This is a genomic window from Faecalimonas nexilis (assembly GCF_059731825.1).
Window position 1 is genome coordinate 690,045 of the sequence record NZ_AP029189.1, and the last position, 13,952, is coordinate 703,996.

Below are 13,952 nucleotides of genomic sequence, written 5' to 3' on the forward strand. Positions count from 1 at the left end.
ATCTGCAACATGTTAAACTAAGAGTAGTAATATACTCTAGGACATAACTAACAGGAGAGAGCAGATATGAAGAACGGAATGGAAAATGCCGTTTGGCAGATGAAACAAAAAGAAGAGGGCGGATTGAATTATATTTACTCCCAGACGTATAACTTTATCTATCTACGTGCGAAAAGTATTTTGAAAAATGAGGAAGATATCAAGCTGTTTATGCAGACGGTGTATGTGGATTTGTATCGGTCCGCAGATGAGATACAGCTGGATAATTTGTATGAATGGCTCGGAAAGCATGTGTATCGGCTTGGATGCGAGCATTTTAAAAAGAGAAAAGAAAGAGAAGCGGCTTTTGTGGAGATGGAAGAGGAGGAGCTGAATCCGAAGCAAAAGCAGCATCTGAATGAGAATCTAGATGTTATCAGCAAAAGTTTGGAGCAGCTTCCGGATTTGTATCAGGCAACTCTGTTTGCATTTTATTTTGATTATTTGAAAATGGATGAGATTGCGGACCTGATGGACTGTAGTGTGGGCGTGATCATTAACCGATTGAATTATACAAGAAAATATTTCAAAAAAGCGATAGAGAATGCATGGGAAGAGCGTGGTGAGAGCACGGAAGGCTGCGATACATTTTCTGTGGAGGCGGTTTGTCTAGCACTTCGCAAATGGGGAGTTGAACATTGCCTTGGTATAACAAGTGCGCAAAATATATATTATAATATCTGCAAGGCACTTGAGCTGCACGGACATTCTATTTCTCTGAGCGGAAAAGAATTTGCAGGTGTGAAAAAGACGGTTGTCTATTATAAAGCAGATGATTGGAATCCGATACAGGAAGAGATCATTGCGCATGAGAAAAAGAAAAGACTGGATAAAAAGATTGCTGTCTGTCTGGCAGGAGCAGCAGTAGTGTTTGCGATTGTCGCAGTAGTGATTGCCGTGGTGGCGAATCGACCGGAAAAGAAAAAGCCGTCATCAGAAAAGCCGAAAGTGACGGAAGAACAGAAAAGTTCCCAAAAAGAGGAGCAAAAACAGGAAGATACGGATACGAAGAACCCGGAAGAACAGACGAATGGAACAGTAGACGAACCGGTAAGTGAGCCGACAGAGACAGATTATATTTTCCCGAATAGTGGGACAACAGAACTGACAAGAGAAGAGGTTCAAGGGCATACAAAAGAGGAATTACGTATTGCTAGAAATGAGATTTATGCAAGACATGGTGCCATCTTCGGAGTGGATGATCTGGATGCATATTTCCAAAGTAAATCATGGTATACACCTACACTTTCGATCAGTGAGCTATTGGATACAGTAGAATTGAGCATGGTAGAGGAAAACAATATCAGCCTGATCAGCGAGATTGAATCGGGAATGTAGTGTAAATATAATAATGAAAGGGAGTAAACACAATGTATAATGTAGAATTTGATGAAAGCTTAGTAACAGGGAATGAGATGATTGATGAACAACACAAAGAACTGATTGGGAAAATTCAGGATTTGCTTAGAAGTTGTGAAAAAGGAAGTGAAAAAGCAACCGCGGTAAAGATGCTCAATTATCTGGCAACATATACGGATTATCACTTCAAGGAAGAGGAAAAGCTTCAGGAAGAGATTGAATATCCGGGAATAAAAGAACACAAGGAAAAACACAAAGAATTTGTGGAAGCAATTGATGATCTTCATGAGATGTTAGAGGAAGAGGAAGGACCATCGGATGCGTTTGTTGCACAGGTGAATAAAAGAGTGGTAGACTGGTTGTTTGGACATATCAAAACATTTGACAGATCTGTTGCGGAATATAAAAATATGAGAAAGAACAGTGAAATGATCTAACTGGAAAGTGTGGGTAGTTCACGGTCTGATAAAAACAGCAATTGACATTGGCATGCTTGCATGCAGAATGGCGATTGCTGTTTTTTGGATATATGAGCAGAGATTAAAAAGATAAGTGTAAAAATCTGTAAATTTTAAAAAAAAATTAAAAATGTATTGACAAATATAAAAATGATGATATAATGACGGTATAAACAAAATAAATAAAGTTAATAACAGATAAAAATATCTTTTTATTAAATTTATTTATTGTTGGTAAGAGCTTTGAAGATATCGGAATCGGAGAGGCAAATCTATAACAGGAGGTACGGACCACCAGAATAGTAAGAGAATGAGGACTTCACTCATAAGAAAAACCATTATAGTTTCGGAATTCGGATTTGCAAGACACGGTTGGTTAGTGAGAATGTCAATTCTTATTAAGGATTGTGGAAGCAGATGTTAGAAAGAGAAATGAAAAGATGGGAAAATGAAGAAAGGGTAAAAGAATGATTGAAGAATCGAAGTAAGAAGGAGTATTGATTAGAAGATAATTGATACTCCTTTTTACGATTTCTGAAAATAAAAAAATACAGAAACCCTTGTATATCAAAGGCTTCTGCATCTTAGTTATATGCGGAAAATGGGACTTGAACCCACACGTGGTAACCCACACTAGAACCTGAATCTAGCTCGTCTGCCATTCCGACATTTCCGCTAACAAAAAATATATTACCACAAAAATGTGTGTATGGCAATAGAAAATATGATAATATACAAAAAAACTTGAATGAAACGTGTTGATATTTCACACAATGTCAAGCTTTCTCTTGACAAATATTTTTTTGATGATATACTTTGAATATCAAAATACTTTAGAATAAAAATATAAGAAAACAAAAACAATATAGTTTGGAGAAAAATAATGATAGGAAAAATAAGTGGAACGGGTTCTTATGTACCGTCAAGGTATCTGGATAATCATAATCTGTCGCAGATAGTGGATACCTCAGATGAGTGGATTCAAGAGCGAACAGGAATAATCAGGAGACATATTGTGGAGGCAGACACGACGGTTTCGATGGCGGCGCAAGCTGCAGAAAAAGCGTTGGAATCGGCAAAGATGCTGCCGGAAGAAATCGATTTGTTGATTGTGTCTACGATTTCTTCGAATGTGATTCTGCCCTGCACGGCGTGTGAAGTGCAAAAGCAGATTCATGCAGTACATGCGACCTGTTTTGATCTGAATGCAGCCTGTACGGGATTTTTGTTTGCATATAATACGGCGCAGGCCTATATCGCAAGCGGCATGTATAAAAATGTACTGGTGATCGGGGCGGAGAGTTTATCGAACCTTGTGGACTGGAAAGACAGAAGTACCTGTATCTTGTTTGGAGATGGAGCGGGGGCAGTGGTACTCAGGGCAGAAGAGGGAGAGTCATACCATATGGTGACACATTCCGATGGGAGCAAGGGAGAAGCGCTGACGTGCGACACAGGCTCGTTTATGAAAATGGATGGGCAGGAGGTCTTTAAATTTGCAGTAAGACAGGTTCCTGCTTGCATCGCAGAAGTGATGGAACACAATCACTTAATGGCAGAAGATATTGACTATTTTATATTACATCAGGCAAACCGGCGGATTGTGGAGGCGGTTGCCAAAAGGATGAAGGTAGAGCTGACAAAATTTCCGATGAATCTGCAGGAGTATGGAAATACATCTTCTGCCAGTATTCCGTTATTGTTAGACGAGATGAATCGGGAAGGCAGACTAAAGAAAGGGCAAAAGCTTGTCCTGGCAGGATTTGGAGCAGGACTCTCGTGGGGAGCAAGCTTGTTAGAGTGGTAATTTCCCTTTGGGATTACATAAAAACAGAATCAAAAATAAGTGAGATAAAAGGAGAAAAAAAGATGTTAGAGAAAGTAAAAGAAATTGTAGCAGATTCATTGGGAGCAGATGTGGAGACGCTTACAGAGGCGACTTCTTTCAAAGAAGATTTGGGAGCAGATTCGTTAGATTTGTTCGAGATGGTAATGGCGTTTGAGGAAGAGTTTGAAAAAGAGATTCCATCAGAAGATTTAGAACAATTAACAACCATTGGAGCGGTGGTAGCATATTTGGAAAAATAGAAAAGGAACAAGATGATGAAGACAGAAATCACAAAATTATTAGGAATTGAATATCCGATTATTCAAGGTGGTATGGCCTGGGTTGCAGAATATCATCTTGCCGCCGCCGTATCAGAAGCCGGAGGTCTGGGACTGATTGGAGCAGCAAGTGCGCTGCCAGAATGGGTGCGCGAGCAGATCAGAGAAGTGAAGAAACTCACAGACAAACCATTTGGTGTGAATATTATGCTTATGAGTCCGAATGCGGACGAGGTGGCAAAGATTATTGTCGAGGAAGGAGTCCCTGTTGTGACGACGGGGGCCGGAAATCCTGAAAAATATATGCAGATATGGAAATCTGCGGGGGTGAAAGTGATTCCGGTTGTCGCATCGGTAGCAATGGCAAAGCGGATGGAGCGCTGTGGGGCAGACGCGATTGTGGCAGAAGGGACAGAAGCCGGAGGTCATATCGGAGAGAATACGACGATGGTTCTGGTGCCTCAGATTGTAGATGCGGTTTCGATTCCGGTCATCGCAGCCGGAGGAATCGCGGATGGAAGAGGAATTGCCGCAGCGTTTCTGCTGGGGGCAAGAGCAGTTCAGATGGGAACACATTTTGTAGTGACAAAAGAGTCTCAGGTGCATGAAAATTATAAAAAATGTATTTTAAAGGCAAAGGACATTGATTCGAGAGTGACAGGCAGAACAACCGGTCATCCGGTGCGTGCACTTCGCAACCAGATGACAAAAGAGTATCTTCGTCTGGAAAAAGAAGGAGCCTCTTTTGAAGAATTGGAGCTGCTTACGCTTGGAGGTCTGCGAAAGGCAGTGGTAGAAGGCGATGTTGTGCACGGGAGTGTGATGGCAGGTCAGATTGCAGGAATGGTCAAAGAAGAGATGACCTGCAAGGAACTGATCGAAAAACTGGTGAGGGAGACAGATTCATTGATGAAAGGAACCGGCTTTTATGAGTAAGACAGCATTTATTTTCCCGGGGCAGGGCGTACAGAAAGCTGGCATGGGAAAAGATTTTTATGAAAATAGTGAAGTGGCAAGATACATTTACGATATGGCAACGGAAGCATTGCAGCTTGATATGAGGAAACTTTGTTTTGAAGAAAATGCGAAGCTTGACAGGACAGAATATACACAGGCAGCGCTTGTAGCTACCTGTCTTGCGATGGCGAGGGTGTTGGAAAGCAAAGGAATCAGACCGGATGTGACCGCGGGATTAAGTCTTGGTGAGTACTGTGCCGTGGCGATGGCAGGAGGAATTAATGACCAAGATGCTATTATGGCGGTAAGGCAGAGAGGAATTTTGATGCAGGAGGCAGTACCTTTGGGAGTCGGGGCAATGGCAGCGATTCTTGGAATGTCAGGAGAGGCGGTAGAGGCTGTCTTAGAGGAGATACCAGATGTATTTGTTGCAAATTACAATTGTCCGGGACAGATTGTGATTACCGGAAAGGCGGAAGCGGTTCGGAAAGCAAATGAGGCGCTGTTGTCCAGTGGCGCTAAAAGAGCGATTTTACTGAATGTAAGCGGACCATTTCATTCGCCGTTTTTGAAAGAAGCAGGAGAAAAATTAGGAAAAGTTTTAGAGGGAATTTCGTTCAAAGAGCTGGAAAGACCATATGTTACAAATGTGACTGCGCAGTATGTCACAGATATTGAGGATACGAAACCTCTTTTGGAGAAGCAGGTATATTCTTCTGTGAGATGGCAGCAAAGTGTGGAACAAATGATTGCGGACGGTGTGGATATGTTTGTGGAAATTGGTCCGGGCAAGACGCTTGCAGGATTTATACGTAAAATCAATAAAGAAGTGAAGGTTTTCCATGTCAGTGAGTGGGAAGATGTGGAAAAGATAGGAGAAAATATATGTTACAGGGGAAAATAGCGGTCATCACAGGGGCATCAAGAGGAATCGGCAAAGCGATTGCGGAAAGATTTGCATCAGAAGGTGCGTTTGTGATCATTAACTATAACGGTTCAAAAGAACATGCACAAGAAGTGAAGCGTGAAATCTTGGAGCATGGAGGAAATGCAGAAATTATGCAGTGTAATGTGGCTGATTTTGCGGCATGCGAGACATTTATCAAACAGATTGTGGATAAATATGGAAGAATTGATGTCCTTGTGAATAATGCGGGAATCACAAAAGATGGTCTGCTGATGAGAATGTCAGAGGAGGCGTTTGATGATGTGATTGCGACGAATCTGAAGGGAGCGTTTCACTGTATCCGGTTCGCATCAAGATATATGATGAAACAGCGTCAGGGAAGAATTATCAATATGTCTTCGGTTGTAGGCGTTGCAGGGAATGTGGGACAGGCAAACTATGCAGCGTCCAAAGCCGGGCTGATCGGACTGACGAAGTCTGCTGCAAAAGAGCTTGCATCCAGAAATATTACGGTAAATGCGATTGCTCCGGGATTTATTCAGACTGAGATGACCGAGATTCTTTCAGATGCGGTGAAGGAAGAGACAAAGGCGAAAATTCCTCTTGGAACATTTGGAAGTCCAAAAGATGTGGCAAATGCGGCAGCATTTCTTGCGTCGGAGGAGGCCGGCTATATTACAGGGCAGGTGCTTCATGTAGACGGTGGAATGGTAATTTAAAAGGAGGAGCAGGAGCGCATGAAAAAGAGAGTTGTAATAACAGGAATGGGGGCGATCACCCCAGTCGGAAACAGTGTGACGGAATTTTGGGACAGTATCAGAGCGGGAAGAGTAGGAATCGGACCGATCACAAAATTTGATACTTCAGAGTATAAAGTAAAGATCGCTGCGGAAGTAAAGGATTTTCAGGCAAAGGATCATATGGATTTTAAAGCGGCAAAACGTATGGAACCGTTTTCTCAATACGCGGTAGCTGCGGCAAAAGAAGCGTTTGCGGATGCGGGAATTGACATGGAAAAAGAAGATCCGTTCCGTGTGGGAGTGATGGTTGGATCCGGAATCGGAAGTCTGCAGGTCGTGGAGCGAGAGTATACAAAGATTATGGAAAAGGGTCCTTCGAGAGTCAATCCATTAATGGTTCCGCTGATGATTTCTAACATGGCAGCAGGGAATGTTTCCATACAATTAGGAGCACGAGGAAAGTGTACGAATGTTGTAACCGCATGTGCATCAGGGACAAACTCCATCGGAGATGCGTTTCGTGCCATTCAATATGGCGATGCAGATGTGATGGTTGCAGGAGGAACTGAGAGTGCAATCTGCCCGACTGGAGTGGCAGGGTTCACCGGATTGACTGCGCTTACGACAGAGGAAAATCCGTTGCGGGCGTCAATTCCGTTTGACAAAGACCGAAGCGGATTTGTGATTGGGGAGGGTTCTGGAATCGTTGTACTGGAAGAGCTGGAGCATGCAAAGGCAAGAGGAGCAAATATTTATGCAGAACTTGTCGGCTATGGTGCAACAGGGGATGCTTACCATATTACATCTCCGGCAGAAGATGGAAGCGGTGCGGCAAAAGCGATGCTGCTTGCGATGGAAGAAGCGGGGATACAGCCAAAAGAAGTTGCCTACATCAATGCACATGGCACGAGCACACATCACAATGATCTGTTCGAGACGTATGCAATTAAAAGTGCATTTGGTGAGGCGGCAAAAGATGTCATCGTTAATTCTACAAAATCAATGATTGGACATTTGCTTGGAGCAGCAGGCGGGGTGGAATTGATCGTCTGTGTAAAAGCGATACAGGAAGGTTTTATTCATCAGACAATGGGAACAAAAGAACCGGAGGCAGATTGTGACTTGAATTATGCAGTCGGAGCGCCGATTGAGAAAGAGATTCGTTATGCGATGAGTAATTCTTTGGGATTTGGCGGACATAATGCGACGCTGCTTGTCAAGAAATATGAAGGATAGGTGTGAAAATATGGAATTTGAACAGCTTGTGAAATTGATTGATGTGGTGTCAAAGTCCGCATTGAATAGTTTTAAATATGAAGAAAAGGGCGTAAAGCTATCTTTGCAAAAAGAAAGTTTCGCAAAAGCGGTAACTGTTTATCAGGAGGAAGAACTTCCGATACCGGAAGCACCTGTAAGGGCAGAAAAACAAGAGGGGTATGTGGTAAAGTCTCCGTTAGTTGGAACTTTTTATACCGCCCCTTCAGAAGATGCGGATCCATTTGTACAGGTTGGTGATCAGGTGAAAAGCGGTCAGACACTTGCAATTGTGGAGGCGATGAAACTGATGAATGAGATTGAGAGTGAATACACAGGAGAAATCAAGGAAGTTTTGGTGGAAAATGGGCAGATGGTGGAATATGGACAACCATTGTTCCGCATTGGATAGAGTTGAGAAGAGGAGATCACGTATGAGGTATTTGAGTACAAAGCAGATTCAGGAAATCATTCCGCACAGACATCCGTTTCTTTTGGTGGATTACATTGAGGATTATGAGCCGGGTGTGTTTGCTTCAGGATATAAATGTGTCACATACAGAGAAGATTTTTTTGCCGGACATTTTCCGCAGGAACCGGTTATGCCGGGTGTGCTGACAGTGGAGGCGTTGGCGCAGGTTGGCGCAGTTGCAATTCTTGCAAAAGAAGAGAATCGTGGAAAAATTGCATATTTCGGAGGAATTCAGAAGTGCAAATTTAAAGGAAAGATTGTACCCGGAGATAAGGTGAAGCTGGAGACGAAGATTATTCGGCAAAAAGGACCGGTCGGAGTCGGTGAAGCGGTAGCAAGTGTAGATGGGAAAATAGTAGTCAGCGCAGAATTGACATTTATGATTGGATAGGTGAGAAAATGATAAAAAAGGTGTTAATTGCCAACAGAGGAGAAATTGCAGTGCGCATTATAAGGGCATGCCGCGAGATGGGAATTGAGACCGTTGCCGTTTATTCAGAGGCGGATGCGGAAGCGCTGCATGCACAGCTTGCAGATGAGGCGGTCTGTATCGGTCCGGCACCGTCAAAAGACAGTTATCTGAATATGGAACAGATCATCAGTGCGACGATTGTATCAGGCGCAGATGCGATTCATCCCGGATTTGGGTTTTTGTCGGAAAACAGCAAGTTTGTGGAGCTTTGTGAGCAATGTCATATTACTTTTATCGGACCGAATTCGGATGTCATCCGCAAAATGGGGCACAAGGCTGAGGCGAGAAACACGATGATCCAAGCAGGGGTGCCGGTCATTCCCGGAAGTAAGGAGCCGATATATGATGCGAAGACGGGAGCAAAGATTGCAGAGGAAATAGGTTATCCTGTCATCGTAAAAGCCGCACTTGGCGGAGGGGGAAAAGGAATGCGTGTCGCCCACAATGCAGATGAATTTGAGACAAGTTTTCAGACGGCACAAAAAGAAGCTGAGATGGCATTTGCAGATGGCACCATGTACATTGAACATTTTGTACAGCATCCCCGCCATATTGAATTTCAGATTCTGGCAGACAGCTATGGAAACGTGATTCATCTTGGGGAGCGAGACTGTTCCATTCAAAGAAATCATCAGAAAATGATAGAGGAATCTCCGTCGGCAGCAATTTCAGATACACTTCGTGAGAAGATGGGGCAGGCAGCAATAAAGGCAGCAAAGGCAGCACATTATGTCAATGCGGGAACGATTGAGTTTTTGCTGGAATCAAATGAGCAGTTTTATTTTATGGAGATGAATACAAGAATTCAGGTGGAGCATCCGGTCACAGAATGTGTGACAGGGATTGATCTGATCAAGGAGCAGATTCGTATCGCGGCAGGGAAAAAACTCTCCTATCGCCAGCAGGATGTAAGGATTGGGGGACATGCGATTGAGTGTAGGATCAATGCGGAGAATCCAAAAGAGCAGTTCCGTCCATCGCCGGGGCTGATCACAGATGTGTATTTTCCGGGCGGAAAAGGAGTTCGGATTGATACAGCTGTCTATAATGGCTATGAAGTGCCGGCGTATTATGATTCCATGCTCGCAAAACTGATTGTGTATGCAAAGACCAGAAAAGAGGCGATTTCCAAGATGAGAAGCGCGCTCGGAGAAGTGATTATCGAGGGGGTCGATACGAATGTGGACTATCAGTATGAAATTATGAATCATCCGGATTATCAGGCAGGAAATGTGGATATTGAATTCATTTCCGAAAAGATGTGTTGATAAAGGATAGAAAAAAGGCAGGTGATACAGTTGAGACTAAAAAACATGTTTAAAAAGAATACTTATATTTCGCTTACAGAAAACAGCTCCAAAAAGCCGGAAGTGCCGGAAGGACTGTTGAAAAAATGTAATGCCTGCAAATCGGCAATTTTTGCGCAGGACGTAAAAGATGCAGACTATATCTGTCCGAAATGTCACAATTATTTTCGGATTCATGCACGTCATAGAATTGAGATGGTTGCGGATGAAGGAAGTTTTGAAGAATGGAATACCGATCTGGGGACAAGGAATTCTCTGCATTATAAAGGCTATGAAGAGAAAATTAAAATGCTGCAGGAAAAGACAGGACTTGATGAAGCTGTCTTGACTGGAAGCGCTTTGGTTCATGGAATCAAAGCAGCAATCGGTGTGTGCGACAGCCGGTTTATTATGGCAAGTATGGGAGAAGTTGTGGGAGAAAAAATCACGCGTATGGTTGAGCGCGCGACAGAGGAAAAACTTCCAGTAATTCTATTTGCATGCTCAGGTGGAGCGAGAATGCAGGAAGGAATCGTGTCGCTGATGCAGATGGCAAAGACGTCGGCAGCATTGAAACGGCACAGTGATGCAGGGCTCCTTTATATTTCGGTGTTGACAAATCCCACAACCGGAGGAGTGACAGCAAGTTTTGCAATGCTTGGGGATGTGATTCTGGCAGAACCTGGGGCATTGATCGGGTTTGCGGGTCCAAGAGTCATTGAGCAGACAATCGGACAAAAACTCCCGCAAGGATTTCAGCGCTCTGAATTTTTACTGGAACATGGATTTATTGACCGGATTGTAGAGCGAAAAGAATTGAAGGCTGTACTTTCAAAAATTCTTTCCATGCATCAAAAAAGAGACATTCCGATTGCAGAAAGGCAGCAGGAGGAAAATGAAGGAGAGGCAGAAAGGAAGATGATGTCTGCGTGGGAGCGTGTTCAACTGTCTCGCAGAAAAGATCGACCGACCGGAAGTGACTATATCAAACGTCTGTTTACGGATTTTATAGAGCTTCACGGAGACCGCTATTATAAAGATGACAAGGCGATTATCGGTGGAATTGCAAAGTTCCAGGGAATTCCGGTTACAGTGATTGCGCAGGAAAAAGGAAGGACAACGAAAGAAAATATTGAGTGTAATTTTGGAATGCCTTCTCCGGAAGGATACCGAAAAGCACTTCGTCTAATGAAACAGGCTGAGAAGTTTGGTCGCCCAATCATCTGTCTGGTAGATACGCCGGGAGCATTTTGCGGTCTGGAGGCAGAAGAGAGAGGTCAGGGAGAAGCAATTGCGAGAAATCTATTTGAAATGTCTGGGTTGAAAGTTCCTGTGCTCTCGATTGTAATTGGAGAAGGTGGAAGTGGTGGAGCGCTTGCCGTGGCAGTGGCAGATGAAGTGTGGATGTTGGAAAACTCCGTATACTCCATCCTTTCACCGGAAGGATTTGCTTCTATTTTATGGAAAGACAGCAAGAAGGCGAAGGAGGCTGCGGAGGTCATGCGCCTTACAGCAGAAGATTTAAAACAGATGGGTGTTGTGGAGCGCGTGATTTTTGAAGAGTCAGATTTGACAGCGGATCGGATGGGAAGGGTCTGTGAAAGGCTTTCTATTTATATGGGACAGTTTTTTGGTGTCTATTCCAATATGACAGAGGGAGAATTGATGGAACATCGATATGCGCGTTTTCGAAAATACTAACGTATAAGAAGGGAAAAGGATGGGTTCGTTTAAACTAGGAGAAAAAGAAATAAAAGTTCCGGTGATACAGGGCGGTATGGGGATTGGAATCAGTCTGGGAAATCTGGCTGGAACGGTAGCAAGAGAAGGCGGGATTGGTCTGATTTCTGCGGCACAGATTGGTTTTTCGGAGCCGGATTTTGAAGGAAATCCGTTGGAAGCGAATTTGCGGGCAATAGAGAAGCAATTACGGAAAGCAAGAAGTATTGCGCAAGATGGAATAGTAGGATTCAATATTATGACTGCGATGAGAGATTATGAGAAATATGTCCGTGCAGCAGTGGAGGCAGGAGCCGATCTTATTGTATCCGGCGCAGGACTTCCGGTAGATCTGCCTGCCTATGTAAAAGGAAGTAATACAAAGGTTGCTCCGATTGTATCTACCTGTAAATCAGCAAATGTCATTTTAAAATATTGGGATAGAAAATATGGACGAACGGCAGATATGGTGATCATTGAAGGACCAAAAGCCGGCGGACATCTTGGTTTTTCAGAAGAAGAACTTTCGTATTATACAGATGAAAAATATGCCCATGAGATCGGAAACATTCAAAAGACAGTCGATAGTTATGCGAAAAAGTATGACACAAAGATTCCGATTGCGGTGGCAGGAGGGATTGACACACCGCAAAAAGTGAAACATGTATTGAATTTGGGAGTTCAGGCAGTACAAGTGGGAACAAGGTTTGTCACGACAGAAGAATGCGACGCAGATATCCGGTATAAACAAGCGTATATCAAAGCTTGTAAAGAAGATATTGTAATTGTGAAAAGTCCGGTTGGTATGCCGGGGAGAGCGATCAAAAATACAATGCTTGAGAGTGTGCTGCGAGGTGAGAACATACCTCCAAGAAGATGCTATCATTGTCTTGCAAAATGTGATCCTGGAAAAATCCCATATTGTATCACAAAAGCGCTCATAGAAGCGGCGAAAGGAAATACAGAAGAGGGGTTGCTGTTCTGTGGTGCAAATGCTTATCGAGCAGAGAAAATAGAAACTGTAAAAGAAGTCATTGCGAATTTGATGCAAGAATGTGTATAATAGAAAAGGAAAGATATTCTGGTTGAAGGAGAGAGAATAACGTGAATGCTTATGAGACGATCAATGATATATTGGTTCACTTGTTCAATGAGATCTGGGAACTGGAAGAAAAAGCAATTATTACGGAGGAATATAAAGACATCAGTAATAATGATATGCACATTATAGAAGCAATCGGATTAGGCAAAGGTAACAACATGTCTGCGATTGCAAAAAAGCTCAATATTACAGTTGGCTCTCTGACAACTTCTATGAACAGTCTGGTGAATAAAAAATATGCAGTCCGAATTCGCAGTGAGGAGGACAGGCGTGTTGTCTATATCAGACTGACAAAGAAGGGGGAGAAGGCGTATCGACATCACGAAGATTTCCATACGCAGATGACACAGGCGGTTGTGGATAAACTGACAGAAGAAGAGATCCCGGTATTATTGAAGACACTAAATGGGTTATCAGAGTTTTTCCGGAACTATCATGAACGAGAATAAAGAAAATAAGAAATGAGGCGATGCTAATATAGTATCGCCTAAGTTTGTATAAAAGGAGAAGAGAATATGAAGATTATGATTGCATCAGATATACACGGTTCTGCATTTTATTGTGAGAAAATGATTGAGGCCTATCGGAGAGAGAAAGCAGATAAGTTGCTGCTTCTGGGGGACATCTTATATCACGGACCGCGAAATGATCTGCCAAAAGAATACAATCCAAAGAAAGTGATTCAGATGTTGAATGATATCAAAGAAGACATTCTTTGCGTCCGTGGAAACTGTGATACAGAGGTGGATCAGATGGTATTGGAATTTCCGGTTTTGGCAGAGTACTGTATTTTATATGTAAAAGACCGCATGATATTTGCCACACACGGACATACATTTAACGCAGAACACCTTCCGATGCTGAAAGCGGGTGATATTTTGTTAAACGGACATTTTCATGTGCCAGCATATCGAACCGTTGGCAATATTATTTATATGAACCCGGGCTCTGTATCTATCCCAAAAGAGGATTCGGAGCATAGTTATATGATTATGGAAGATGAGACATTTACATGGAAGAATTTAGAGGGAGATTCCTATAAAAAGGTGTCAATCACAATGATGGAGAAAGAGTAAGGGAA

General features: G+C 43.0%; 15 protein-coding genes and 1 tRNA gene. 15 read left to right on the forward strand and 1 reads right to left on the reverse strand.

All coding sequences use genetic code 11. The annotated features are described in order from the left end of the window. Positions 1-66 precede the first annotated feature (66 nt). Both AC6I5B_RS03360 and AC6I5B_RS03365 read left to right on the forward strand, forming a co-directional pair. Positions 67-1,377, forward strand: coding sequence for a sigma-70 family RNA polymerase sigma factor (locus AC6I5B_RS03360; protein ID WP_497773616.1), 1,311 nt, complete (start codon positions 67-69; stop codon positions 1,375-1,377). A 32-nt stretch (positions 1,378-1,409) separates the two neighbouring features. After that, on the forward strand, positions 1,410-1,835 hold the full coding sequence (locus AC6I5B_RS03365) for a bacteriohemerythrin (RefSeq protein WP_004612142.1): 426 nt from the start codon (positions 1,410-1,412) through the stop codon (positions 1,833-1,835). Between the two features lie 614 nt (positions 1,836-2,449). On the opposite strand, the gene AC6I5B_RS03370 is transcribed toward AC6I5B_RS03365, so the two are convergent. Then, positions 2,450-2,532: transfer RNA gene (locus tag AC6I5B_RS03370), tRNA-Leu, on the reverse strand. Positions 2,533-2,739: 207 nt separating this feature from the next. On the opposite strand from AC6I5B_RS03370, the gene AC6I5B_RS03375 reads away from it, so the two are divergent. The 13 genes from AC6I5B_RS03375 (at position 2,740) to yfcE (ending at position 13,947) form a co-directional block, all read left to right on the forward strand. Continuing rightward, positions 2,740-3,663, forward strand: coding sequence for a beta-ketoacyl-ACP synthase III (locus AC6I5B_RS03375; RefSeq protein ID WP_497773617.1), 924 nt, complete (start codon positions 2,740-2,742; stop codon positions 3,661-3,663). A gap of 62 nt (positions 3,664-3,725) precedes the next feature. Further along, positions 3,726-3,944 carry an acyl carrier protein gene (gene acpP, locus AC6I5B_RS03380; protein ID WP_022250011.1) on the forward strand — a complete coding sequence of 73 codons (219 nt, stop codon included), beginning with the start codon at positions 3,726-3,728 and terminating at the stop codon, positions 3,942-3,944. Between the two features lie 15 nt (positions 3,945-3,959). Then, a complete protein-coding gene (gene fabK, locus AC6I5B_RS03385) occupies positions 3,960-4,898 on the forward strand; it encodes an enoyl-[acyl-carrier-protein] reductase FabK (RefSeq protein ID WP_156556053.1) in 939 nt (312 codons plus the stop codon). Next, the gene (gene fabD / locus AC6I5B_RS03390) at positions 4,891-5,823 is read left to right on the forward strand and encodes an ACP S-malonyltransferase (protein WP_173691644.1); all 933 of its coding nucleotides are present in this window, start codon (positions 4,891-4,893) and stop codon (positions 5,821-5,823) included. The genes fabK and fabD overlap by 8 nt, the downstream gene beginning before the upstream one ends. Beyond that, complete coding sequence (gene fabG / locus AC6I5B_RS03395) at positions 5,805-6,545, forward strand: 3-oxoacyl-[acyl-carrier-protein] reductase (protein ID WP_022250009.1); 741 nt, start codon at positions 5,805-5,807, stop codon at positions 6,543-6,545. The genes fabD and fabG overlap by 19 nt, the downstream gene beginning before the upstream one ends. An 18-nt stretch (positions 6,546-6,563) precedes the next feature. Beyond that, on the forward strand, positions 6,564-7,802 hold the full coding sequence (gene fabF / locus AC6I5B_RS03400; protein ID WP_497773618.1) for a beta-ketoacyl-ACP synthase II: 1,239 nt from the start codon (positions 6,564-6,566) through the stop codon (positions 7,800-7,802). A gap of 10 nt (positions 7,803-7,812) precedes the next feature. Continuing rightward, positions 7,813-8,232 carry an acetyl-CoA carboxylase biotin carboxyl carrier protein gene (gene accB / locus AC6I5B_RS03405; RefSeq protein ID WP_497773619.1) on the forward strand — a complete coding sequence of 140 codons (420 nt, stop codon included), beginning with the start codon at positions 7,813-7,815 and terminating at the stop codon, positions 8,230-8,232. A gap of 22 nt (positions 8,233-8,254) precedes the next feature. Continuing rightward, positions 8,255-8,683, forward strand: a complete 429-nt coding sequence (gene fabZ, locus AC6I5B_RS03410; RefSeq protein WP_497773620.1) for a 3-hydroxyacyl-ACP dehydratase FabZ — start codon at positions 8,255-8,257, stop codon at positions 8,681-8,683. Positions 8,684-8,691: 8 nt separating this feature from the next. Then, positions 8,692-10,032, forward strand: a complete 1,341-nt coding sequence (locus tag AC6I5B_RS03415; RefSeq protein ID WP_497773621.1) for an acetyl-CoA carboxylase biotin carboxylase subunit — start codon at positions 8,692-8,694, stop codon at positions 10,030-10,032. A 30-nt stretch (positions 10,033-10,062) separates the two neighbouring features. Continuing rightward, a complete protein-coding gene (locus AC6I5B_RS03420) occupies positions 10,063-11,751 on the forward strand; it encodes an acetyl-CoA carboxylase carboxyltransferase subunit alpha (RefSeq protein WP_497773622.1) in 1,689 nt (562 codons plus the stop codon). A gap of 19 nt (positions 11,752-11,770) precedes the next feature. After that, positions 11,771-12,832: an NAD(P)H-dependent flavin oxidoreductase gene (locus AC6I5B_RS03425; protein ID WP_497773623.1), complete on the forward strand. Its 1,062-nt coding sequence runs from the start codon at positions 11,771-11,773 to the stop codon at positions 12,830-12,832. Positions 12,833-12,873: 41 nt separating this feature from the next. After that, positions 12,874-13,320, forward strand: coding sequence for a MarR family winged helix-turn-helix transcriptional regulator (locus AC6I5B_RS03430; RefSeq protein ID WP_004612155.1), 447 nt, complete (start codon positions 12,874-12,876; stop codon positions 13,318-13,320). Positions 13,321-13,386: 66 nt separating this feature from the next. Then, complete coding sequence (gene yfcE, locus AC6I5B_RS03435; RefSeq protein ID WP_156555875.1) at positions 13,387-13,947, forward strand: phosphodiesterase; 561 nt, start codon at positions 13,387-13,389, stop codon at positions 13,945-13,947. Positions 13,948-13,952: the final 5 nt, after the last annotated feature.